At 45.9% G+C, this 23,427-nt stretch carries 20 protein-coding genes and 1 tRNA gene; 5 read left to right on the top strand and 16 right to left on the bottom strand.

Annotation, left to right across the window (positions count from 1 at the left end):
* Positions 1 to 101: 101 nt before the first annotated feature.
* The 11 genes from B5J93_RS07185 to B5J93_RS07135 all read right to left on the bottom strand — a co-directional run bounded on the left by B5J93_RS07185 (position 102) and on the right by B5J93_RS07135 (position 14,741).
* On the bottom strand, positions 102 to 1,379 hold the full coding sequence (locus B5J93_RS07185) for an ammonium transporter (RefSeq protein ID WP_079325769.1): 1,278 nt from the start codon (positions 1,377 to 1,379) through the stop codon (positions 102 to 104).
* Between the two features lie 42 nt (positions 1,380 to 1,421).
* Positions 1,422 to 1,760, bottom strand: a complete 339-nt coding sequence (locus tag B5J93_RS07180) for a P-II family nitrogen regulator (protein ID WP_079325768.1) — start codon at positions 1,758 to 1,760, stop codon at positions 1,422 to 1,424.
* Positions 1,761 to 2,172: 412 nt separating this feature from the next.
* Positions 2,173 to 6,402 carry a DNA-directed RNA polymerase subunit beta' gene (gene rpoC, locus B5J93_RS07175; protein ID WP_079325767.1) on the bottom strand — a complete coding sequence of 1,410 codons (4,230 nt, stop codon included), beginning with the start codon at positions 6,400 to 6,402 and terminating at the stop codon, positions 2,173 to 2,175.
* A 73-nt stretch (positions 6,403 to 6,475) separates the two neighbouring features.
* Positions 6,476 to 10,582, bottom strand: coding sequence for a DNA-directed RNA polymerase subunit beta (rpoB, locus tag B5J93_RS07170; RefSeq protein ID WP_079325766.1), 4,107 nt, complete (start codon positions 10,580 to 10,582; stop codon positions 6,476 to 6,478).
* 369 nt (positions 10,583 to 10,951) lie between these two features.
* On the bottom strand, positions 10,952 to 11,326 hold the full coding sequence (rplL, locus tag B5J93_RS07165) for a 50S ribosomal protein L7/L12 (protein WP_079325765.1): 375 nt from the start codon (positions 11,324 to 11,326) through the stop codon (positions 10,952 to 10,954).
* Positions 11,327 to 11,398: 72 nt separating this feature from the next.
* Entirely contained in the window at positions 11,399 to 11,902 is a 504-nt protein-coding gene (gene rplJ / locus B5J93_RS07160) for a 50S ribosomal protein L10 (RefSeq protein WP_029102311.1), read from the bottom strand.
* Positions 11,903 to 12,217: 315 nt separating this feature from the next.
* Positions 12,218 to 12,919, bottom strand: a complete 702-nt coding sequence (gene rplA / locus B5J93_RS07155) for a 50S ribosomal protein L1 (protein ID WP_029102312.1) — start codon at positions 12,917 to 12,919, stop codon at positions 12,218 to 12,220.
* Positions 12,919 to 13,350 carry a 50S ribosomal protein L11 gene (gene rplK, locus B5J93_RS07150; protein ID WP_062498951.1) on the bottom strand — a complete coding sequence of 144 codons (432 nt, stop codon included), beginning with the start codon at positions 13,348 to 13,350 and terminating at the stop codon, positions 12,919 to 12,921. The genes rplA and rplK overlap by 1 nt, the downstream gene beginning before the upstream one ends.
* 179 nt (positions 13,351 to 13,529) lie before the next feature.
* Positions 13,530 to 14,063 carry a transcription termination/antitermination protein NusG gene (nusG, locus tag B5J93_RS07145; protein WP_062498950.1) on the bottom strand — a complete coding sequence of 178 codons (534 nt, stop codon included), beginning with the start codon at positions 14,061 to 14,063 and terminating at the stop codon, positions 13,530 to 13,532.
* A gap of 36 nt (positions 14,064 to 14,099) precedes the next feature.
* Positions 14,100 to 14,609: a preprotein translocase subunit SecE gene (gene secE, locus B5J93_RS07140; RefSeq protein WP_079325763.1), complete on the bottom strand. Its 510-nt coding sequence runs from the start codon at positions 14,607 to 14,609 to the stop codon at positions 14,100 to 14,102.
* A gap of 56 nt (positions 14,610 to 14,665) precedes the next feature.
* Positions 14,666 to 14,741 (bottom strand) — tRNA-Trp (locus B5J93_RS07135).
* 132 nt (positions 14,742 to 14,873) lie between these two features.
* Between B5J93_RS07135 and B5J93_RS07130 the strand changes: the two genes are divergently transcribed.
* Positions 14,874 to 15,350, top strand: coding sequence for a DUF302 domain-containing protein (locus B5J93_RS07130; protein WP_079325762.1), 477 nt, complete (start codon positions 14,874 to 14,876; stop codon positions 15,348 to 15,350).
* A gap of 58 nt (positions 15,351 to 15,408) precedes the next feature.
* On the opposite strand, the gene B5J93_RS07125 is transcribed toward B5J93_RS07130, so the two are convergent.
* The 5 genes from B5J93_RS07125 to B5J93_RS07105 form a co-directional block, all read right to left on the bottom strand.
* Positions 15,409 to 16,302, bottom strand: a complete 894-nt coding sequence (locus B5J93_RS07125; RefSeq protein WP_079325761.1) for a DMT family transporter — start codon at positions 16,300 to 16,302, stop codon at positions 15,409 to 15,411.
* 182 nt (positions 16,303 to 16,484) lie between these two features.
* Positions 16,485 to 18,560, bottom strand: coding sequence for an NAD-dependent DNA ligase LigA (gene ligA / locus B5J93_RS07120; RefSeq protein ID WP_079325760.1), 2,076 nt, complete (start codon positions 18,558 to 18,560; stop codon positions 16,485 to 16,487).
* A gap of 96 nt (positions 18,561 to 18,656) precedes the next feature.
* Positions 18,657 to 19,538: a cell division protein ZipA C-terminal FtsZ-binding domain-containing protein gene (locus B5J93_RS07115; protein ID WP_079325759.1), complete on the bottom strand. Its 882-nt coding sequence runs from the start codon at positions 19,536 to 19,538 to the stop codon at positions 18,657 to 18,659.
* A gap of 126 nt (positions 19,539 to 19,664) precedes the next feature.
* Positions 19,665 to 20,627 (bottom strand): ferrochelatase, encoded by a 963-nt coding sequence (gene hemH, locus B5J93_RS07110; RefSeq protein WP_079325758.1) that lies wholly within the window; start codon positions 20,625 to 20,627, stop codon positions 19,665 to 19,667.
* A 133-nt stretch (positions 20,628 to 20,760) separates the two neighbouring features.
* On the bottom strand, positions 20,761 to 20,940 hold the full coding sequence (locus B5J93_RS07105; RefSeq protein WP_079325770.1) for an oxidoreductase-like domain-containing protein: 180 nt from the start codon (positions 20,938 to 20,940) through the stop codon (positions 20,761 to 20,763).
* 126 nt (positions 20,941 to 21,066) lie between these two features.
* Here B5J93_RS07105 and B5J93_RS07100 point away from each other — a divergent pair, with 126 nt between their 5' ends.
* The 4 genes from B5J93_RS07100 to B5J93_RS07085 all read left to right on the top strand — a co-directional run bounded on the left by B5J93_RS07100 (position 21,067) and on the right by B5J93_RS07085 (position 23,347).
* Positions 21,067 to 21,384: a BolA family protein gene (locus B5J93_RS07100; protein WP_079325757.1), complete on the top strand. Its 318-nt coding sequence runs from the start codon at positions 21,067 to 21,069 to the stop codon at positions 21,382 to 21,384.
* A gap of 45 nt (positions 21,385 to 21,429) precedes the next feature.
* Positions 21,430 to 21,822 carry a hypothetical protein gene (locus B5J93_RS07095; protein WP_079325756.1) on the top strand — a complete coding sequence of 131 codons (393 nt, stop codon included), beginning with the start codon at positions 21,430 to 21,432 and terminating at the stop codon, positions 21,820 to 21,822.
* A 149-nt stretch (positions 21,823 to 21,971) separates the two neighbouring features.
* Positions 21,972 to 22,847, top strand: coding sequence for a prolipoprotein diacylglyceryl transferase (gene lgt, locus B5J93_RS07090; protein ID WP_079325755.1), 876 nt, complete (start codon positions 21,972 to 21,974; stop codon positions 22,845 to 22,847).
* Positions 22,844 to 23,347: a hypothetical protein gene (locus B5J93_RS07085; RefSeq protein WP_079325754.1), complete on the top strand. Its 504-nt coding sequence runs from the start codon at positions 22,844 to 22,846 to the stop codon at positions 23,345 to 23,347. The genes lgt and B5J93_RS07085 overlap by 4 nt, the downstream gene beginning before the upstream one ends.
* Positions 23,348 to 23,427: the final 80 nt, after the last annotated feature.

The raw sequence follows: 23,427 nt of genomic DNA, 5'->3' as shown, positions 1-23,427 counted from the left end.
ATAAACTCTTTGGATAAACTCTTTGGATAAACTCTTTGGATAAACTCTTTGGATAAACTCTTTGGATAAAGCAAGGACAAATCCTGCCCTTGCTTATCGATTTAACCAATTTTCTCACCATGAATGGCTAAGTCAAGCCCTTGATACTCAGCTTCATCATCAACACGCAGTCCCATGGTCTTTTTGATTGCCATGCCAATGATAAAAGTTACCACCGCCGAATATGCCATGGTTGCCAGCACCCCTTCGGTTTGTAGCCACAGCTGTGTTAGTAGGCTCTCATGTCCCACATCAGGATATAACTCTTGGCTGACAAACACACCAGTTAATACCGCCCCAATGATACCGCCCACGCCATGCAGCCCAAAAGCATCCAGCGTATCATCAACGCCTAGGCGTTTTTTGCCATAATGTATCATCGCAAAACAGCCCAATGCCGTCAGTACGCCTATCGCCATCGCCCCTGACACACCCACAAATCCTGCCGCTGGCGTGATGCCCACCAAACCTGCTATCGCCCCTGATGCACCGCCCAGTGCCGATGCCCGTTTACGCACCACATATTCACACAACAGCCACGTCAATAACCCCATCGCTGCCGCCACCTGCGAGACGATGATTGCCATCGCTGCCACGCCATCTGCTGCCAGAGCCGAACCACCATTAAAACCGAACCACCCTACCCACAACAGCCCTGCACCAATTAAAGCATAGACAAGGTTGTGCGGTGCAAGGTTGGCTCGCCCATAGTCTTGACGCTTGCCAAGCAGATGTGCTAACACCAAACCGCCCACACCGGCATTGACATGGACAACCGTCCCACCGGCAAAGTCCAACGCATCGCCTGTCAGCCAACCACCGCCCCACACCCAATGACATACTGGCACATAGACGAACAATACCCACAAGCCTGAGAACAACAAAAATGAGCCAAATTTCATCCGCTCTGCCAATGACCCCGCCAAAATCGCCACCGCAATCACCGCAAATGTCATCTGAAACATCACCCACAACGCCAAAGGAATATCACCACTATTCTCGGCAATGCCCACCCCAGAGAGCATGGCGTGTGCCGTGCCACCGATAAACCCTTGCAAAGCACCACCATCACTAAATGCCAACGAATAACCTATCGCCACCCACAGCACCGACACCACCGCTGTCGCCCCAAAGCTGTGCATCATGGTTGATAAGATATTTTTCTTACGCACCATGCCAGCATAAAACAGTGCCAAACCTGGTAAAGTCATCATCAGCACCAACGTCGTGGCGGTCAGCACCCACGCACTATTGCCATGATTGATGCCGTCATCAGCTTGGACGGTTGTGGCAAGTAGTAGTAGCCAGCCGATTTGCCATTTGTTTGCTAAAATTTTCATAATCACCCCTTATTAAATTTACCAATCCATCAATTCACCCAGTCATAGAGCCTGCTCATTCATCTCGCCAGTGCGAATGCGTATCACCTGCTCTAACGGCATAACAAAAATCTTACCATCGCCGATATGATCTGTCTGTGCCACGCTCATGATAGATGCCACCACACTTTGTACCATGTCATCACTGACGGCGATGTCTAGACGAATTTTTGGCAAAAAATCCACCACATACTCCGCCCCACGATACATCTCGGTATGTCCTTTTTGGCGACCAAAGCCCTTGACTTCACTAACCGTCATACCTGCAACGCCAAGCTCTGATAGGCTCTCACGCACTGCGTCTAACTTGAATGGTTTTAACACCACGCTAATCATTTTCATGAGATTATCCTATTGGTAGATAATGAAAAATTATAAGTTGGGCATAGTATGGCAAATTTTCGCTCAAATGAAAAACGATTTATTTTGATAAAAAAGAATTTATTTATAAGTTTTTATTGATATATCATTAGTATAAATGATAATTTGATGATTGGTTGAGAAACAAATGAAAATGGACTATTTTAAAATATTATGTTAAATAAATTTTTAAAAATATTAAAACCAACACACAGATTACCCATAATCCATCAAATAAATGGCAATTTGCCTTGATAAAAAGCACGCTCTACAACATGAAAAAGTACTGCGGTTTCCGTAGTAAAATTCAAATTTGTTAGCTGTATCAGTTTTGGTTTTGAATTGTAGAAGTCATAAAAAAGCCCGCCTAAGCGAGCTTTTTTATTGTTAGAGATTATTCACTTTGACCAAATTCACTGGCAAATGCCGCTGCAAAGTCATCTTTGACATCTGTTCCAGCCAGTAGTGGGTCAGCAGGCTTGGTGTACGGGTCTTCGGTTACGGTAATGACTGGCTCCAAACCACGCTCAGCAAGGCGTTGACGGTTTTGATGATACGCCAAACCAGTACCAGCAGGAATCAAGCGACCAACCACCACGTTCTCTTTGAGACCAGACAAATCGTCCACTTTACCCATCGTTGCCGCCGCCGTCAAGACACGTGTGGTCTCTTGGAATGACGCTGCCGAGATAAACGACTCGGTGGCAAGCGATGCCTTGGTGATACCCAGTAGCTGACGCTCATAAACGATTGGGAATTTGTCATTAGCGATAAGCTCTTCGTTCAAGGCACGCACTTTGGTGTATTCCACTTGGTCGCCTTTGAAGTAGCTAGAATCACCACCGTCGATCACTTCTACTTTACGGAGCATTTGACGAACGATAACCTCAATGTGCTTATCGTTAATCTTCACACCTTGTAAGCGGTAAACCTCTTGAACCTCATTAACCACGTAATTCGCCAATGCCGTCTCGCCTTTTAAGCGTAAGATGTCATGTGGATTTTGTGGACCATCAGAGACAATCTCGCCACGCTCGACATGCTCGCCCTCAAAGACGTTGATTTGACGCCATTTTGGAATGAGTTCTTCGTGTTCGTTACCCTCTTCATCGGTGATGACAAAGCGGTTTTTACCTTTGGTTTCTTTACCAAATGACACCGTACCACTCACCTCTGCCATAATGGCATGGTCTTTTGGTTTACGAGCTTCGAACAAATCAGCCACTCGTGGCAGACCACCGGTAATGTCTTTGGTGCCTGATGTGGCTTGTGGCACACGACCTAGCACCGAACCTGCGGTTACCGTCTCGCCCTCTGACACACGAATCACAGTCTCAGCAGGTAGGAAGTACACCACTTCACGCCCGTCTGTCGTATCTAGGATGATGGCAGGACGTAAGTCTTTGGAGAGACTTGGACGGTCTTTGCTTGCCAAAATCTCAAAGGAGCTCATGCCTGTGGTTTCATCTACCTTAACGGTTGCGGTCATGCCATCGGCAATGTCGCTAAATCGTGCCGTACCAGCAAACTCGGTGATGATTGGGTGGGTATGCGGATCCCATTTGGCAATGACATCGCCTGCACCCACTTCGGCACCGTCACGCACCAAGATGTTAGAACCATAAGGCACTTTATAACGCTCACGCTCACGACCTTGGGCATCTGCCACACCAATTTCTGCCGAACGAGAGACGACCACCAAATGACCGTCAGTGTGTTCTACGGTTTTCATGTTATGAAAACGCACTGTACCATTATTACCCACTGATACGCTGTTGTCTACTGATGCTGCACTTGCCGCACCACCGACGTGGAACGTACGCATGGTTAGCTGTGTGCCTGGTTCACCAATGGACTGGGCTGCCATAACACCAACTGACTCGCCGATATTTACAAGATGGCCACGAGCCAAATCACGACCATAACACTTAGCACATACGCCTTGCGTTGCTTCACAGGTGATAACTGAACGTACATACACCTCGTCAATGGCGTTATTGTCCAGCACTTCAACCAGACGTTCATCAATCAGCATACCTGCGGGGATAACTACCTCGCCATCGTGATTGATAACATCTTTGGCGGTCACACGACCCAATACACGGTCACCCAAACGCTCAACGATCTCACCACCATCAATCACGGGGGTCATGAGCTGTCCTGCGTCGGTGCCACAGTCATCATGCGTAATCACCAAGTCCTGTGCTACGTCTACCAAACGACGGGTCAGATAACCCGAGTTAGCAGTTTTTAGGGCGGTATCAGCAAGACCTTTACGGGCACCGTGCGTTGAGATAAAGTACTGTAATACCGTCAAGCCTTCACGAAAGTTTGCTTTAATCGGTGTCTCAATGATGGAGCCGTCTGGTTTTGCCATCAAGCCACGCATACCAGCAAGCTGACGAATCTGCGTGGCACTACCACGAGCCCCCGAGTCTGCCATCATATAGATGGAGTTAAAGGATTTTTCTTTCTCAATCTCACCTTGACTGTTCACCACTTCATCAGTCGATAAGTTATCCATCATCGCATTGGCGATTTTGTCAGACGTACGAGACCAGATATCAACCACTTTGTTATAGCGTTCACCTGCGGTAACAAAACCACCCTCAAACTGCTGTTCAATCTCACGCACCTCGGCGTCCGCAGTATCGACAATCTCTTTTTTGTTTGGCGGAATCACCATGTCTTCCATGCCGATTGAGATACCTGATAGGGTCGCTTGGGCAAAGCCTAGATACATCAAATGGTCAGCAAACAGAACAGATTCTTTAACACCCAGTTTGCGATAGCATGAGTTTAGCAGTTTAGAGATGTTTTTCTTGGTCATCTCTTTGTTGCATTCTTCAAATGCCATGCCCTCTGGCATGATGTTCCAAATCAGCAAACGCCCTGCAACCGTGTCTTTGATTTCGGTCTTGGTGGTTTTCTCGCCAGTTCTTTCATCCAAAATCGTCTCAGTAACACGCACTTTGATTTTGGCATTGACAGATAAGTCATCAGAACCAATGGCACGCAAGGCTTCATTGACCGTACTAAACGCCATATTTTCGCCTTTGGCATTGACATGGCTACGGCTGATATAGTACAGACCGAGCACCACGTCTTGTGACGGCACAATAATCGGCTCGCCGTTAGCAGGCGATAGGATGTTATTAGTAGACATCATCAAGGCACGAGCTTCAAGCTGAGCTTCCAAGGTCAGTGGCACGTGTACCGCCATTTGGTCACCGTCAAAGTCGGCGTTAAATGCCGCACATACGAGTGGGTGGAGCTGAATGGCTTTACCCTCGATAAGCACAGGCTCAAAGGCTTGCAAGCCTAGACGGTGAAGTGTTGGGGCACGGTTCAGTAGCACAGGATGTTCACGAATGACGCTGGCGAGCATATCCCACACCACAGGCTCTTCACGCTCTACCATTTTTTTGGCAGCTTTGATGGTCTGGGCAATGTTGTTTTGCAATAATTTGGCGTAAGTAAACGGCTTAAATAGCTCCAATGCCATTTTCTTAGGCAGACCGCATTGGTGCAGACGTAGGGTTGGACCTACCACAATCACCGAACGACCTGAATAGTCCACACGCTTACCCAAAAGGTTTTGACGGAAACGACCTTGCTTACCTTTAATCATGTCTGCAAGCGATTTTAATGGACGCTTGTTTGAACCTGTGATGGCACGTCCACGACGACCGTTATCAAGCAAGGCATCGACCGCTTCTTGAAGCATACGCTTCTCGTTACGCACGATGATGTCAGGGGCATTTAGCTCCAACAGGCGTTTTAGGCGGTTATTACGGTTGATGACACGGCGATACAAATCGTTCAAATCAGACGTGGCAAAACGACCGCCTTCAAGTGGTACCAATGGACGCAAATCAGGTGGTAATACAGGCAAAACTGTCATCACCATCCATTCAGGCTTGTTACCCGAATCACGGAACGCCTCTAACAGTTGCAAGCGTTTTGACATCTTTTTAAGTTTAGTCTCAGAGCCTGTTTGGGGAATGGTCGCACGCAGCTCATCAATCTCGCCATCAACATCAATATCTTTTAGCAAGTCTTGAACGGCTTCTGCACCCATCTTGGCAATAAACTCATCGCCGTATTGTTCTAAGGCATTAAAATATTGCTCATCATCCAGCAATTGGTATTTTTCAAGACCTGTCATGCCAGGGTCGGTGACGATGTAGCTTTCAAAATACAGCACACGCTCGATATCACGCAAGGTAATATCAAGCAATAGACCGATACGGCTTGGCAAGGATTTTAAGAACCAAATGTGGGCAACAGGCGAAGCAAGCTCGATATGACCCATGCGGTCACGACGAACTTTGGCGGCAGTCACTTCTACGCCACATTTTTCACAAATGATACCTTGAAATTTGCGACGCTTGTATTTGCCACACAAACACTCAAAATCCTTGACAGGTCCAAAGATTTTGGCACAAAACAAACCGTCACGCTCAGGCTTAAAGGTGCGGTAGTTAATGGTTTCGGGTTTTTTGACTTCGCCGTGCGACCATGATTTGATGGTGTCAGGGCTTGCCAAAGAAATTTGAATGCTGTCAAACTCTTTTACCCCACCATCAGCAGGGCCTTTCATGATGTCTAATAAATCTTTCAAATGACTTCTCCGCTTAGTTTTATGTCATCGCAAGCTGGTGCTTATCAAAGACAAGCACCTAACTTAACAGCAATTACTTTTTCTCTTTTAGGTCAATGTTAATACCCAAAGAGCGAATTTCTTTGGTTAGTACGTTAAACGACTCAGGCATGCCCGGATTCATGTACTGCTCACCGTCCACGATGTTCTTATACATGCGAGTACGACCCTCAACATCATCCGACTTCACAGTCAGCATCTCTTGCAAGGTGTAGGTTGCACCATATGCCTCCAACGCCCACACTTCCATCTCACCGAAACGCTGACCACCGAACTGGGCTTTACCACCAAGTGGTTGCTGAGTAACCAGTGAGTAAGAACCAGTTGAACGGGCATGCATCTTATCATCAACCAAGTGGTTAAGTTTTAGCATGTACATGTAGCCAACCGTGACAGGACGGTCAAACTTCTTACCAGTGCGTCCGTCATATAGCGTTTGCTGACCTGATTTATCAAGCCCTGCAAGCTCCAACAACTCTTTGATTTGGGTTTCTTTGGCACCATCAAAGACCGCTGTACCCATTGGCACACCAGCACGCAAATTCTCAGCCATGGCTAGAATGTCTTCATCGGACAAACTGTCCAAATCCACCTGCTCGCCACCAACTTGGTTATAAATCTTATCCAAGAATTCACGCAACTCGCCAACAGCAACTTGCGAGCGTAACATGGCATTAATCTTATCACCTAGACCACGTGCCGCCATCCCCAAATGCGTCTCCAACACCTGACCGATGTTCATACGAGATGGTACACCCAGTGGGTTTAGCACGATATCCACAGGATTGCCGTTTTCGTCATAAGGCATGTCTTCAATGGGCATGATACGAGAAACAACACCCTTGTTACCATGACGACCTGCCATTTTATCGCCAGGTTGGATACGACGTTTTACCGCCAGATAGACCTTGACGATTTTTTGGACACCATGAGCCAAATCATCGCCTGCGGTTAGTTTGGCTTTTTTCTTAGCAAATTTCTCATCAATCTCTTTTTGCTTATCAGTCAGATACTCAGCAATTTGAGTTAGACGTTCAGAAATCTCTTCTTCGGCAGGTTGGATGTCAAGCAAAGTCTCCAAAGGCAAGCTCTCCATGTCAGCACCTGTCAGCACCGTGCCTGCTTTAAAGCCCGCACCGCCTGAGACTTTTTTGCCATCTAACAGTGTGATGATACGACCACGTGCTGCCGCCTCAAAAATCACAAGTTCTTCTTTTAAATCTTTGCGATAGTCATCAAGCATGGCTTTTTCAATAGCCTTGGCACGACTGTCTTTTTCTAATCCATCACGAGTAAAGACTTGCACGTCAATGACCGTACCCTTGGTTGATGATGGCACACGCAAAGACGTGTCTTTGACATCCGCCGCTTTTTCACCAAAAATAGCACGTAGCAGTTTCTCTTCGGGCGTCAGCTGACTTTCGCCTTTTGGTGTTACCTTACCCACCAAAATATCGCCTGCATCTACCTCGGCACCGATATAGACGATACCTGCTTCATCAAGATTTGATAGGGCAGCCTCGCCTACGTTTGGAATATCGCCTGTAATCTCTTCTGGTCCAAGCTTAGTATCACGAGCCACACAGGTCAGCTCTTGGATATGAATCGTGGTGAAACGGTCTTCTTGAACCACTCGCTCAGAGAGCAAAATAGAGTCCTCAAAGTTATAGCCATTCCACGGCATGAACGCCACACGCATGTTTTGACCCAAAGCAAGTTCGCCTAGGTCAGTAGATGGACCATCAGCTAAGATGTCGCCACGAGCAATCACGTCGCCGGCATTGACAATAATACGTTGGTTGATACAGGTGTTTTGGTTGGAGCGAGTGTATTTGATAAGGTTATAAATATCAATACCTGCCTCACCTGCGGTCATCTCAGATTCATTGACACGCACGATGATACGACTGGCATCAACATCTTCAATCACACCGCCACGCTTGGCAACCACGCACACGCCACTGTCACGAGCCACGTGACGCTCCATGCCTGTACCCACAAGCGGTTTGTCAGCACGCAAAGTTGGTACGGCTTGACGTTGCATGTTCGAACCCATCAAGGCACGGTTAGCGTCATCATGCTCCAAAAACGGAATCAAACTTGCCGCCACCGACACCACCTGACGTGGCGAGACGTCCATGTGCGTTACTTTATCGGGACTCATACGTACCGATTCGCCATGATAACGCACCATCACCATCTCTTCGGTCAGCTCGCCGTGTTCATTCATGGGCGAGTCTGCTTGGGCAACAACCGTACCCACTTCTTCGATGGCGGACATGTATTCGATGTCATCGGTTACTTTGCCATCCACAACACGACGGTAAGGCGTTTCTAAAAAGCCGAAGTTATTGGTCTTGGCAAAGACCGCCAATGAATTAATCAAACCAATGTTTGGACCTTCGGGCGTTTCAATCGGACACACACGACCATAATGCGTGGTATGTACGTCCCGCACCTCAAAGCCTGCACGTTCACGAGTCAAACCACCAGGACCTAAGGCAGAGACACGACGTTTGTGCGTAATCTCTGACAGGGGGTTGTTTTGGTCCATAAACTGAGACAGCTGTGATGAACCAAAAAACTCTTTGATAGACGCCGCCACAGGCTTAGAGTTAATCAAGTCTTGGGGTGATAGGTTGTCAGATTCGGCAGCGGTCAGACGCTCTTTGACCGCACGCTCCACACGAGCCAAACCAATGCGGAACTGGTTTTCGGTCATCTCGCCCACCGAACGAATACGACGGTTACCTAGATGGTCAATATCATCAACCTCACCACGACCGTTACGAATCTCAATCAGCTCTTTTAGGACATCAATGATGTCTTGGTTGGACAACACGCCCTGCTCACGTTGCACGTCAATACTGTCACTGTCTACAAAATCACGGCCCAAACGACGGTTAAACTTCATGCGACCAACGTTTGATAAGTCATAACGCTCATGGCTAAAAAACATCGATTCAAATAGTTTTTCGGCGGTTTCTAAGGTTGGTGGCTCACCTGGACGCATGACCTTATAAATCTCAATGAGCGCCTCTTCACGCGTGGTAATCGTGTCGGCACGCAGTGTGTCAGCGATATACGCTCCGTGGTCGATGTCATTGGTAAACAGGATTTTAAAGCCTTTGATGTTCTTATCAGCCAGCTTAACCAGCAATTCATGGTCAATCAAGCTGTTGGCACGGGCAAGCACTTCATCATGATAAATCACATCTTCGGCAAGGATACGCTCATACAAATACTCGTCAGGCACCGCCAATTTGGTCATGCCAGACGCTTGGATTTCCTTAATACGGCGGGCGTTAATACGCTTACCTTGCTCAACAATGACCTTGCCTTCAGGCGAGACAATGTCAAACTGTGCCATCTCACCTTGTAGACGCTCAGGCACAAGCTCAACTTCAAAACCGTTATCGCCTTTCAAGACATCCACAGTCTCAAAAAATGTGGACAAAATATCTGCTGTATTCATGCCGATGGCACGCAAGATGATGGTTGCAAGCAATTTACGACGACGGTCGATACGGGCATACACCAAGTCTTTGACATCAAATTCAAAGTCAAGCCATGAGCCACGATAAGGAATGATACGGGCATTATAAAGTACCTTACCACTAGAATGTGATTTGCCTTTGTCGTGGTCAAAGAACACACCAGGTGAGCGATGAAGCTGTGAGACAATCACACGCTCAGTACCGTTGATGATGAATGTACCGTTATCGGTCATGAGCGGAATCTCACCCATGTACACGATTTGGTCGCGAATGTCTTTAATCGCTGCTTTACTTTCTTTGTCTTTGGCGTCTTTATCTTTGACCACTAGGCGAATTTTGACGCGTAGGGGGGCAGCAAAGGTTGAGCCACGCATGATACATTCACGCTCATCAAACTCAGGCTCACCCAGATAATATTCGACGTATTGTAGCTCAGCATTGCCAGAATGACTGGTTATGGGAAAAATAGATGAAAACGCTGCTTGCAAACCGATATTAGCACGGGCAGCAGGTTTTTTGTGTTCTTGCAAAAACTGCTCGTAAGAATCCACCTGAATGGCGAGCAAGTACGGCACGTCCATCACATCAGGCAGACGAGAAAAACTTTTACGAATACGTTTTTTTTCAGTATAAGAATATGCCATTAAGAATCCTTACGTTAAACTAAGAAAAGTACTCCAATTGAGTACCAGAAAACTACCAATCTTCAAAAATTAACCACTGCTCTTTTGCCCTACATTTTTAAATATCAAAGACACAAAAACACGCCAAACACGGTAACGCATTTAGCTTATCAAAAACTTTAAAAATATGGCTTGTGCATAGGGAGCGTTTGTCCTTTTGAAGTGTGCTGACACCAGCTTAAAAGACCGTGCTAACACAAAAGGTCAAATACCCAATTATACAGTAAAAAACCCCATCTTGCAATAACAAAACGGGGTTTTTATCAAATTTCTTGTGTTAAATTGATGATTATCAATCTAACAAAAATGAGTTAAGCGGTTAAACTTAGATTATTTAAGTTCAACAGAAGCACCGGCTTCTTCAAGTTTCTTCTTAAGCTCTTCAGCTTCAGCTTTGGAAGCACCTTCTTTAACAGTTTGTGGTGCACCTTCAACTAGGTCTTTGGCTTCTTTTAGACCTAGACCGGTAACTTCACGTACCACTTTAATAACAGCAACTTTCTTGTCGCCACCAGAGGTGATAACAACGTTGAAGTCATCTTTTTCTTCTGCGGCACCGCCAGCATCGCCACCAGCAGCAGGGGCAGCAGCTAGAGCAGCAGCAGATACGCCGAATTTTTCTTCCATCGCAGAGATAAGCTCAACGATTTCCATAACTGATTTAGCTGCGATAGCATCTAAGATTTGTTCGTTAGTTAGTGACATAGCAATTATTCCTATGAAATAAAGATTGAATAAAAAGTTTGATTAAATAAAAGCGATAACCGATGTCTAAGATTAAGCGGCTTCGGCTTCCATTTTGTCGCGAAGAGCGGCAAGTGTACGAGCCAGTTTGCCCGCTGCGGCTTCTTTCATGGTACCCATCAGACGTGCAATCGCTTCGTCGTAAGTAGGTAGGGTTGCGAGTTTATCAATAGATTTTGCATCAATAAATTCGCCTTCAAAAGCTGCACCTTTGATTTCGAACTTGTCATTACCTTTGGCAAATTCCTTGAACAGACGTGCCGCAGCACCTGGGTGTTCATTTGAAAATGCAATCAAGGTAGGACCTACGAAAACATCATTCATGCAAGCATAGTCAGTACCTTCTAAGGCACGACGTAGTAGCGTGTTACGTACGATACGCATCTCAACGCCAGCTGCACGAGCTTGTTTACGAAGTTCGGTCATCTGACCCACTGTCACGCCACGAGAATCGGCAACAACAGCAGATAGGGCAACTTTGGCAGCTTCATTTACTTCAGCAACAATTGCTTGTTTGTCTTGAAGATTTAGTGCCATGGGTTGTCTCCATATTTATCACTAAGTGATAATTAATTTTACAAGCCAATATAAATAAAGACTTGCACCGAATATACGGCGAGATTTTCACCGTCTGCGTAGGCGAATGATTTTACCCATTCATTAGGCTGATGTTTAAGAATAACCACCAACACCTACGGTCTTAGACAGCACAACCCGTTGTGCTGAGCTAATTTTTAAAAATCTGTTTTTATGATAGGTCATGCGGGTAACTTGTCATAAAATTGCACCATTATAAGCGAAAAATCTCAAAAAGCAAGCAATTTGTGATTTTTCGCCCAAATCCGTCAAGGATTATTTGTTGGCACGATGTGGTACTGGGTCAATGGCAAGACCAGGACCCATGGTGCTAGATAGCGTAATCTTCTTGATATAAATACCCTTAGAAGTTGCTGGTTTAGCACGTTTTAGGTCGTTTAGTAGAGCAGTTGCGTTTTGCTCAATTTGCTCACCAGTAAAGCCTACTTGACCGATAGAAGCATGGATAATACCTGCTTTGTCTACACGATACTGAGCCTGACCTGCTTTGGTGTTTTTAACCGCAGTTGCCACATCGGCAGTGACTGTACCAACTTTTGGGTTTGGCATTAAGCCACGTGGACCCAATACAGTACCCAACTGACCAACAACACGCATCGCATCAGGAGAAGCGATGACCACATCAAAGTCAAGGTTGCCCGCTTTAATGCTCTCTGCTAGATCTTCAAAGCCAACAACGTCCGCACCTGCCTCTTTAGCGGCATCAGCAGCAGCACCTTGGGCAAATACCGCAACACGCTTGGTTTTACCAGTACCAGCAGGTAGGTTGGTCGCACCACGAACCACTTGGTCTGATTTACGTGGGTCAACACCTAGGTTGATGGCGATGTCGATAGACTCTTTGAATTTAGAGGCAGGTAGGCTGTTTAGAACCTCAACCGCTTCTTCGATGGTGTATAGTTTGTTGCTATCTACTTTTTCAGCAATTAGCTTTTGACGCTTAGTTAGCTTAGCCATTACACACCCTCCACATTAAGACCCATTGAGCGAGCAGTACCAGCAATGGTACGTACCGCTGCGTCTAGGTCAGCACCGGTCAAATCCGCTTCTTTGGTTTTGGCGATTTCTTCTAGTTGAGCACGAGTTACTGTGCCAACTTTGGTTTTGTTAGGAACAGCAGAACCTTTGGCAATGCCAGCTGCTTTACGTAGCAATACTGCCGCAGGTGGTGACTTCATCACAAACGTAAATGACTTGTCATTAAATACGGTGATGACCACAGGAATTGGCAGACCTGGTTCGATGTTCGCAGAAGCGGCGTTAAATTCTTTACAGAACGCCATGATGTTCACGCCTTTTTGACCTAAAGCAGGACCGATAGGTGGTGATGGGTTTGCTTTGCCAGCAGGCACTTGTAGCTTGATGTAGCCATCAATCTTCTTTGCCATGAGAATACTCTCCAATGGTGGGTGATAACGCTAAAATAGCTCCCCATGATGTTCAAATTTGAAAATGCTTTCAAATTCACCTAAATAACAATCAGCTCGGTGCTGATTTGTCTGTCAATCAAAAGCCCCGAACACCTGTTCAGAGCTAAAAGACTATTATAACAGGTTTTTATAAAAAATTAAACTGTTTTTTCAACTTTTGCAAATTCAATCTCAACGTCTGTTGGGCGACTAAACACGCTGACCGTCAAAGACAATTTGGATTTTTCATAATCCACTTTTTTGACCATGCCTTTAAAGTCGGCAAAAGGCCCGTCAATGATAAGCACTTCTTCACCTGGCTCAAACATGGTCTTGGGTCTTGGAGCGTCTGCACCTTTGTTGATACGGTTTAGAATGCGGTCGGCTTCGACCTTGGTGATGGGTGCAGGTTGGTCTTTGGTACCACCGATAAAGCCTGAGATATTCGGGCAGTCTTTGACCACGTGCCATGTATCTTCACGCATTTCCATCTCAATAAGCACATAACCTGGGAATAGTTTATGCTCAACGGTGCGTTTTTTGCCATCACGCATCTCAATCACTTCTTCGGTCGGCACAAGCACATCACCGAAATACTCGGACAGCTCACTTCTTTTGATACGTTCAATTAAGGCACGTTGAACTTGTTTTTCATAACCTGAAAATGCTTGAATGATATACCAACGCATGATGATTTTCCTAATGATATAAGCCGATAAGAGATAAGATTAATGCAAAATAAACCCAAGCAGATAATTAAATAAATTATCCAGTAGCCACACGATAAAACCCACGATAATCATCACCACAATGACCTGCCATGTGTATTTAAAGGTCTCGTTTTTGGTCGGCCATGTTACACGACGAAGCTCAATGCCTGCGTCTTTTAACAATACCTTGAAAGCTCGCCCTTGATGAGTAAAAGCAAGGCAAATCACCGCCAACAATACAAGTCCTGCTGTGATAAGTAGCTGAGTGATTGACTCGGTAGCAGGTGCCCAATAACGTGGCAAATAGGTAGAAATGAGTGTAGAACTAATTAAAGCAACAATGGCGATGAGCCACAGCACGATGTCTACGCCAGAGCGAGTGGTTGCCACATCAACGACATTTTCTTCGGAGACGACAACGGCTTTGCGTTTATTTAGTAGGCTCTCGGCAGTGGCTTTGGCGTCTGCCAAGCGAGTTTCTAAATCGCTTTTGGTGTCGTTTTGGGGATTATTCTTATTGTCGCTCATGCAAAAGATTTCCTTAAAATAAGGAAGTGATGATTAAAAAAGGGGAAATAAAAAGATGGCAGGCGACGAGGGACTCGAACCCCCAACCTGCGGATTTGGAGTCCGCTGCTCTACCAATTGAGCCAGTCGCCTAAGGGTGTTAAGGACTGCTATTATATACATATTTTTGGCATTTGCAAGTATTTTTTTAAAATTTTGCTAAAATTTTTGGCTTTCTTTTCATCTCATTTGGTGTTAGGATGGTTTTATTTTTTGGACAATATCATGAAAATATTTGCCCTACCCCTGCTCGCCCTAGCCTTGTCGCTCGGTGCGTATGCCACCACCAATCCTGTCCACGAACCCACAAAAGCCACCGCCATGACCCACGCTACTTTAATCAGCCCTTATGATTTTAATACCACCATCCATCGCCTAAAATCCACCATTGAAAGCAAAGGCATGACCGTATTTGCCGTCATTGACCACGCCAAATCTGCTCAAGAAGTCGGCATGGATATGCAACCTGCCACCGTCCTTATCTACGGCAACCCCAAAGCAGGTACGCCACTCATGCAAAAAGACCCTGCCTTTGCCTTAGCATTGCCCTTAAAAGTGCTCATCACTGAAACAAACGGACAAGTGCAAGTCATCTACACCCCTGCTGATGAGCTGATTAAAGGCAGTCAAATACAGCCATCTGATGTGGCAAATACGCTTGCCAATGCCGAAAAGTTGATTAAAACGGTGTTGGGGCAATAATCTAAACGACAGTAAATTGGGTAAACTCCTTACCCAATTTACCCCCCCTTTTTTTTAACTACCCCTTTCTAGGCGAACCCAAATAAATGGCAAACATTACCAAAAACGCCCCACCCCATTGCATGGCGTTAATCGGTTTATCTAGCCAAAAATAATCAATGATGAGCGTGGCAACAGGTTCAGTCAAAAGCAACAACCCCGTCAAAGACAAGGCGATTTTTGGGATAGAATACGCAATCAGCCCCCACGCCATGCACTGCATGACCGCCCCATAGACCAATATCCAGCCCCATTCGGGCAGTGTGGTTGGCATGATTTTACCCACATCAAACATCAGCATGAGTGGCAATAGAGCCAACGCGCCGCCCACGCCCACCAAAGTCATCATGGGGAAAATCGCCACATCTGCCACTTCATGCGTACGTCTGACAAAGGACATGGACACCGCCAAAAACGCCCCCGACAAAATCCCCGACACAAAACCCCACAAAGCGGACGAGTTGTGAGCAAATTCAGGGCTTGCGATGAGTGCCACGCCAATGGACGCAAGTACCAGGCTAAACAGTTGTAATTTGGTCTGTTTTTCGCCAAACCAAAGAAAGGCGATGAATGCCAAAAAGAAAATCTGCAAACTGTTTAATAAAGTAGAAATACCCGGCCCTACGGCATAGATGCTCTCATGCCAAGGCCCCAAATCAAGCCCCAACGCACCGCCTGAGATGAGTGCCAAGATGACCGCACGGCGTGAACTAGGAAACGGCTGGCGAAATATCAGGGCAAGCGATAAAAAGATGAGTGCCGACACACTCAGTCGCCAAAACGCCATGGCATACGCCCCCACGCCATCCACATGGGCGACAATCAGACTGCCAAGCCCAAACAGCACACAGCCGATGACCAAGCCTATCATGGAAAATAGGTTTTGGGTGTTGGGGGCGTTTGCGTGGGGCATGGCAAGTCCTTTTTTGGCAGAATTTAAAATGGCTTATCAAATAATTGGATAAATTGACTTTGGCATGATAAATTTTTCATGATTTGACAGAATATCGTAGGGGCAAATTGCATTTCCCCTATCTGATTTTAAAACAACAATTTACCAAACGTTTTAAGCCTTTGTCAATACATAACCAATCTTTACAATCTACCATGCTCGGTAAGCAGTGCCATAAACTCATCTTCGCCCACCACACGCACGCCAAGCTCATTTGCCTTATCTAGTTTAGAGCCTGCCCTCTCGCCTGCCAGTAGTACGCTCGTTTTGGCGGATACTGACCCTGAGACTTTCGCCCCCAACGCCTGCAAGTGGGCTTTGGCTTCGTCTCGCCCCATTGCCCCAAGCGTGCCTGTTACCACCCACGTTTGTCCGTCTAGTGGAGCGTTGCCTGTATCCTTAATGACCGCTTGCCAATGCACGTCCAACGCCACCAAATCACGCACCACCGCCATGTTATGCTCGGCACGGAAAAACTCATGGATATTTTTGGCGGTAATCTCGCCAATGTCCACCACCTTTAACAGCTCGTCCACGCCTGCCGATTGTAATTTATCAAGCTCGCCAAAATGCTCAGCTAAGTTTAGTGCCGTACTCTCGCCCACCCCACGAATGCCTAAGGCAAAAATAAAACGTGGCAGGGTTGTAGCTTTTGATTTATCAATGGCAGATAACATATTGGCAACCGACTTTTCGCCCAAGCCTTCTAGGTTTTGTAAAACTTCCACTTTATCCGTCAAACGATAAATGTCCGCCACGGTCTTAATTAGCCCCATATCAAAAAACTTAATGAGCCACTGCGAACCCAAACCGTCAATGTCCATGGCTTTTCGTGAAACAAAATGTATCAGAGCTTCTTGGGCTTGGGCGGTGCAAACAAGTCCGCCCGTACAACGTGCCAAAGCTTCGCCGTCTGGTAGCACCACGGGCGAATCACAGACAGGGCAAGCGGTCGGCAAATGTATCGCACGCACGTTGTCATCACGCAAATCACTCATCACGCCTGAGACTTTGGGAATCACGTCCCCCGCCCTGTGAATACTCACAATGTCGCCTATCATGACCCCAAGCCGTCCAATCTCGCCGAAGTTGTGCAAAGTAACGTTGCTCACGGTAACACCCCCGACATTGACAGGGTCAAGTTTGCCCACGGGGGTGAGCTGTCCTGTCCGCCCCACTTGCCATTCTACGTCCAAAAGGCGTGTCGTGGCGGTCGTGGCAGGGAATTTGTAAGCGGTCGCCCAACGTGGCTCGCGACTTAAAAAACCCAAATCATCTTGTAGGGCAAGCAAGTTTACCTTAACCACCATGCCGTCAATCTCAAAGGGCAACTCATCTCGCCCTGCTATGGTCGCTTGATAAAAGTCATCAATATCTTGTAAATTTGCCACGACTTTAAAGGGCGACACATCAAACCCCTGCGACTGCAAAAAGCTCATCGCCCCGCTTTGGGTCGTGATGTCATCGGGCAAGCCTTGATTGACCGAATAGCCATAAAACGCCAATGGACGGGCTTTGGCAATGGCAGGATTTAGCTGACGCAATGACCCTGCGGACGCATTTCTGGGGTTGGCAAATGTTTTCTCGCCACGCTTTTGGCTTTCATTGTTTAATTTTAAAAATCCTGCTTTTGGCATTAACACTTCGCCACGCACTTCTAAGAGCTTAATGTCCCTGCAATCATCAAGCACCAGTGGCAAGTTACGAATGGTGCGGACGTTGTGCGTGATGTCTTCGCCCACCCGTCCATCCCCACGAGTTACGGCTTGGCTAAATACGCCACCCACATATTTTAAAGATACCGCCAAACCGTCCAGTTTAAGCTCCATTTCAAATTCAGGATTTTGGTTTTTGCCGTCCAAACGGTCATTGACACGGCGGACAAAATTCGCCATGTCATCGGCATTAAACACGTTACCAAGCGACAACATGGGCAAATCGTGCGTGATTTGGGTAAAAAACGGCAAGGGCGTATCGCCCACATTATCAGTCGGGCTGTCGGACTGTTTTAGCGTGGGAAAATCATTTTCTAGCTCAATCAACTTGGCACGCAAACTGTCATATTCGCCGTCTGTAATGGTTGGGTTGTCTAGCACATAATAGGCGTGGTTATGGCGTTTTAGGGCGGTGATAAGCTTACGCATTTGGGCGATAATCGCTGTATCGTCATTGGCAGGTGTATCGGCAGATGAGTTAGCAGAAGTAAATAAATCAGTCATGGTGTTTTTAGGATTTTAATTGAATAATTTAAAAATAGGTAAATTTTAACGTTTAAAAAACCGCCCTATCAAAGACGGCTTTTCAATCATGGTTGATTAACGGTAATCGGCAACTTTGGCACGCAGTTTTGCCAAATACGCCCCGTCTAAGATATAGCCTTCATCATCATGCACATCGGCATTGATGTCTTTGGCTATCATCTGAGCGACCGACACCATGCTGTCAAAACCACGCAGAGCATGGAGGTGTGGCAAAGACAAGAACAACGATAATGCACTAAAATGACTGTCGGTCAAGGTGTTCAAATCAAAGCCTTCCACCGAACCATCATCACCCACGCCCAGCATACTAAACCACAGCTTGCCCGTGCCGTCTTCACGCTCATAGCGGTGATACATGTTCATCACGCCATATTTTAGCCCGTAGGCTCTAACGATATCAAGCACCGCCCTGCCTGAGAGTCCATTGTATTGGTCTTTGGGGGTGATGACGACCGTGACCGTCTCTTGGGCATTGAGCAAGGGGTCGTTGTCTTGGTCAAAGGCTTGCTGTTCTTCAAGATGACGGTCAAGCACAGGCGAGTTCTGGACAAAGTCACTTGACGGCTCGGTAAACCGCTCTTTTTTAATGGGTTCATCGGCTAAAATGTCGATAGAATCATCATCTTGGGGAGTGTTATGAGCATTAGAGTCTTGGCTTGCGACCATGGCAAGGCTTGACAGGGCGTCCGCTTTGGTCTCATCAGCCAACTCTCGCCCTGATTTGACGGGCTCGGCACCGACCGTCTCATCTTGGCTCTGTGTTTCCACTGATAGTGCCGACTGCCCCCGCTCATCTCGGGGCAAAATCGGCAAACCGTCCTTGTACGCCAATGTCTTGGTGTCGCCTTCAAAATCCTTGGCAAGCATACTGCGGATAATCAGCCATAGCCCCAGCAAAATGACCAATACAACGACTATCGTCAAAAAAGTACTCATAGCACCAAATCCCAAAAATCTTTTTCAAATAAATTTTGTTAGTTTATCACGCCTGTTTGATTTAGTCATCTACTTTGGCGGTAAAATTTTGGCATTTGGGCATAAAATTGGCATAGCAAAGCACACTCACAAATACCGCCCCACCATGTCCGCCATGAGCTGGATATGTAACTCATCGGTATTTAGAGCAGGGATATACTCATACGACTTACCGCCAGCGTTGATAAAGTTATCACGGTTCTCTACCGCCAGCTCTTCTAAGGTCTCCAAGCAATCAGCAGAAAAAGCAGGGCTTAGCACTTGCACCGACACGCCTTGATTACCCCATTCAGTCAGAAGCTCGTCGGTGTAGGGTTTTAGCCATTCCTGAGCCCCAAAACGGGATTGGAAACTTATCGCCCATTCGTGTGTGCCAAGTCCTAGCTCGCTTGCGACTAGCACCGCCGTTTTACGGCACTCATCGGCATAAGGGTCGCCTTTGTCAGCATAAGGCTTAGGAATACCGTGAAAACTCATGAGTAGCCTGTTAGCTCGACCATGCTGTGCCCAAAACTTACGAATACTATCCGCCAACGCCTGTATATATAAAGGGTGGTCGTGATAATCTCTGATAAACTGCACGGCGGGCATATTACGCTTTTTCATGCAATACTCTGCCACTTTATCAAACACTGCCCCTGTGGTCGTTGCCGAATATTGTGGGTACAACGAAAAGACGATAAAGTCATCATAGCCTTTATCTTGTAAATCCGCCATGACCGCCTTGATGTTAGGATTGCCATAAGTGGTCGCAGGGACAACAGGGACGTTTTTGCCCTGCTTGGCAAGGTGGTCTTCAAGCAGGCTTGCTTGCTGTTTTAAAATCGCTAGCAGGGGTGAGCCGTCTTGTGTCCATACGCTTTGATACGCATGAGCGACACGTTTGGGGCGGGTGGTTAATACAAACAGATTAAGGATAATTTGCCAAATAAAGGGTGGAATCTCAATCACCCGAGTATCGGACAAAAACTCACGCAAATAACGGCGAACGCCCTGTGGGGTGGGTTCGTCAGGCGTGCCTAGATTGACAAGGATAATGGCGGTTTTCATGAATGTTTATCATTTAAAAGTTTAACTTAGTTTATCATTTTTTGGTAAAATTGCGAGAATTATTTGATAAATTTTATCATTGAGAAATTTAATGAAATTTTAATCATCTTTGGATAATCTCATAAACCCCCAATCATTCATTTTTATCAATCACATGACCCCATTTGGCATCATAATCCGCTTTTTGCAATTTATAAATTTCAAATACACACAGCTCATCACAGCCATTATCACAGCATTCATAATCTTCGGGCGGTTCGGGTGGGGGTGGAATGTCGTTTGGGATTTTAGGTGCTGATGCATGGTCGCTCATAAGGGTCTCTACGATTTTGGATGGATGATTTTTGGATAAATGATTTTTGATAATTGTTTTGATAAATGGTATTATACCCCCTAAATTAAGCCTTTTTAAACTTTTCAAACAAATAAAAGCCACATCATGAACACCCAAACCGCCCTAACCCATGCCCTAACCGCCCTGCACCCCACGCACATAACCTTAGATAACGAAAGTCATATGCACGCAGGGTACTTTGACGGTAAAGAGAGCCATTTTAAACTCATCATCGCCAGTGATGAGTTTGTCGGCAAACGTCTGGCGTCTCGTCATCAGCTTGTCTATGGTTTGGTCAATCCCTATCTGACCACACAAGGCGGTACGGTACATGCCCTTGCCATTCACGCCTACACGCCTGATGAATGGGCCAGCCTATCATCTGCCCCAAACAGTCCCAACTGTGCCGGACAAAATAAATAACCCAACCTTTATACTTTACACACCCTTTTTTATATAGGTATCTTTATGAAAAAAACACTCCTCTTACTGGCGGTTGTCGCTGTCGCCCTCACAGGCTGTGCCACCACCAACATCGCCCCCCAATACGTCAATCCTGCCAATTATCAAGGCCATGATTGCACCGTCTTACAAAGCGAAGTAGCTCGCATTAGCCAAACCGCCAAAGCCACCGAAAATCAAAACATCGGACTGTCCGCCACAGGTATCGGCATTGGTCTTGCTGGCGGTCGTGGTGGTATCTACCCAACCATCAGTGTGGGGGCAGGGCTTGGCAGTGGGGCAAGACAAGCCAAAACCAACACCCTAGCCAAACTCTATGGCGAGCATGATGCGATGATTGTCGCCGCCCGCCAAAAAGGCTGCGCTTTTGCTCAAAATGTCAAGATTTATGGCGAATGATTGGGATTAAAACCCCATTTATTAGGCAAATACGTTGTGTATTTGCCTTTTGTTTTTTAACCTACTTTTAAATGAGACTTCAATTTAATTTGATTTTAAAATCACAAAAAATTTGCTATCATAAGCCAATTTTTAGTTGACGATTTTTTATGGCAATCACACACCCCCAATTTGACCCTGTCGCCCTTGATTTGGGCTTTCTCCAAGTACATTGGTATGGACTCATGTACCTGCTTGCTTTTTTATCCGCCTACATATTGGCGACTTTTTGGGGCAAAAAACGGGGCGATTTCACAGGCGAGATGGTCTCAGATTTGATATTTTTTGGGGCGATGGGCGTGATTTTGGGCGGTCGTATTGGCTATGTGATTTTGTACAATTTTGGCGAGTTTTTGGCAAACCCTGCTTATCTGTTTAAGGTATGGGAAGGGGGCATGAGCTTTCATGGCGGATTTGTCGGTGTGGTCGTTGCCATGTTCTTTTTTGGATGTAAATACAAAAAACACGCCTTTACCGTGCTGGATTTTATCGCCCCTTGCGTGCCGTTAGGCTTGCTGTTTGGGCGGATTGGCAACTTTATTAACGGCGAGCTGTGGGGGCGGGTGTCGCATGGTGATTATGCTCATCTCATGTACTTTCCCCAAGCGGTTCACGCTGACCACGAGCTTATCAATGCTGACCCGAGTTTACATGAGATTGCCGTGCAAATGGGCGAATACTTCTTACTGCCACGACACCCAAGCCAGCTTTATCAAGCCTTTACAGAGGGCGTACTGTTATTTATCCTCTTATGGTGGTTTGGTAGCAAGCCTCGCCCTCGTTATGCCGTGTCCGCTCTGTTTTTGCTAGGTTATGGGTGTAGCCGTTTTACCACAGAGTTTTTCCGCCAACCTGACGTGGGCTATGAGCTGATTTTTGGCTGGATGAGTAAGGGGCAACTATATAGCCTGCCGATGATTATCGCAGGGGTAATTTTGTTGGTATTGGCTTATAAAAATAAAGTCTGTGATCGGCAAAAGGCATGACGGATTTTAAGTTTAAAGATAAAAGTTTTGAGTTTCCCATTTCGGTTTATCGCAATTACCATTTTAATAAAAAGACACAGGTAATTTTTATCATTATTATGGTAATTGGGTTTATCATCACAACCTTATTTGCATTAATGATTGAAAAATATTGGGGAATGATGGTTTATTTATTGTTAGTCATTGCCTTTTATATTTCAGTTTTGATGTCAAAAAATCCATTGATGGTCATTTATCCTAAAAAAGTGGTGTTTAAAAATTCTGGCATTGGCAATTCAAAAACATTAGATTGGCAAGATTGTCAATTAGAAACCACCACCCTAAAACGAGATTTTGGCGACATTCCCTTATTGTATTTTTTATCCAAACGCAATGATGGCAAAATGGAAAGCATTTTTTATTTAGTTTTAAATAATATTCGTTTTGAAAATGAACATTTTGATAAAGACGATACTTTAAAATTTTTTGAACAAATTAAATTATTAAGTGAAAACCCGTAAGGTGCGTAATACGCACCATTGAAACATAAAACCTAAAACGGTGTGTCATACGCACCTTGTATACCCCTTTTAAGGTATAA

Origin of the sequence: Moraxella equi, from assembly GCF_002027555.1 — a bacterium.
Lineage (GTDB): Bacteria > Pseudomonadota > Gammaproteobacteria > Pseudomonadales > Moraxellaceae > Moraxella > Moraxella equi.
Note: the sequence above shows the minus strand (reverse complement) of the source record. Positions and strands in the feature narration are given on the sequence as shown.

What these genes read in the sequence shown, in the direction of transcription:
- rplJ (WP_029102311.1), bottom strand. Translation starts at nt 11,902, where the DNA reads ATGGCACTAAATCTTCAAGACAAACAAGCAATTGTTGCTGAAGTAAAT.
- rplK (WP_062498951.1), bottom strand. Translation starts at nt 13,350, where the DNA reads ATGGCAAAGAAGATTGATGGCTACATCAAGCTACAAGTGCCTGCTGGC.
- B5J93_RS07105 (WP_079325770.1), bottom strand. Translation starts at nt 20,940, where the DNA reads ATGAGCGACCATGCATCAGCACCTAAAATCCCAAACGACATTCCACCC.
- B5J93_RS07180 (WP_079325768.1), bottom strand. Translation starts at nt 1,760, where the DNA reads ATGAAAATGATTAGCGTGGTGTTAAAACCATTCAAGTTAGACGCAGTG.
- B5J93_RS07085 (WP_079325754.1), top strand. Translation starts at nt 22,844, where the DNA reads ATGACGGATTTTAAGTTTAAAGATAAAAGTTTTGAGTTTCCCATTTCG.
- rplA (WP_029102312.1), bottom strand. Translation starts at nt 12,919, where the DNA reads ATGGCTAAGCTAACTAAGCGTCAAAAGCTAATTGCTGAAAAAGTAGAT.
- B5J93_RS07125 (WP_079325761.1), bottom strand. Translation starts at nt 16,302, where the DNA reads ATGCCCCACGCAAACGCCCCCAACACCCAAAACCTATTTTCCATGATA.
- B5J93_RS07130 (WP_079325762.1), top strand. Translation starts at nt 14,874, where the DNA reads ATGAAAATATTTGCCCTACCCCTGCTCGCCCTAGCCTTGTCGCTCGGT.
- B5J93_RS07115 (WP_079325759.1), bottom strand. Translation starts at nt 19,538, where the DNA reads ATGAGTACTTTTTTGACGATAGTCGTTGTATTGGTCATTTTGCTGGGG.
- B5J93_RS07095 (WP_079325756.1), top strand. Translation starts at nt 21,430, where the DNA reads ATGAAAAAAACACTCCTCTTACTGGCGGTTGTCGCTGTCGCCCTCACA.
- ligA (WP_079325760.1), bottom strand. Translation starts at nt 18,560, where the DNA reads ATGACTGATTTATTTACTTCTGCTAACTCATCTGCCGATACACCTGCC.
- B5J93_RS07185 (WP_079325769.1), bottom strand. Translation starts at nt 1,379, where the DNA reads ATGAAAATTTTAGCAAACAAATGGCAAATCGGCTGGCTACTACTACTT.
- rpoB (WP_079325766.1), bottom strand. Translation starts at nt 10,582, where the DNA reads ATGGCATATTCTTATACTGAAAAAAAACGTATTCGTAAAAGTTTTTCT.
- secE (WP_079325763.1), bottom strand. Translation starts at nt 14,609, where the DNA reads ATGAGCGACAATAAGAATAATCCCCAAAACGACACCAAAAGCGATTTA.
- hemH (WP_079325758.1), bottom strand. Translation starts at nt 20,627, where the DNA reads ATGAAAACCGCCATTATCCTTGTCAATCTAGGCACGCCTGACGAACCC.
- B5J93_RS07100 (WP_079325757.1), top strand. Translation starts at nt 21,067, where the DNA reads ATGAACACCCAAACCGCCCTAACCCATGCCCTAACCGCCCTGCACCCC.
- rplL (WP_079325765.1), bottom strand. Translation starts at nt 11,326, where the DNA reads ATGTCACTAACTAACGAACAAATCTTAGATGCTATCGCAGCTAAATCA.
- lgt (WP_079325755.1), top strand. Translation starts at nt 21,972, where the DNA reads ATGGCAATCACACACCCCCAATTTGACCCTGTCGCCCTTGATTTGGGC.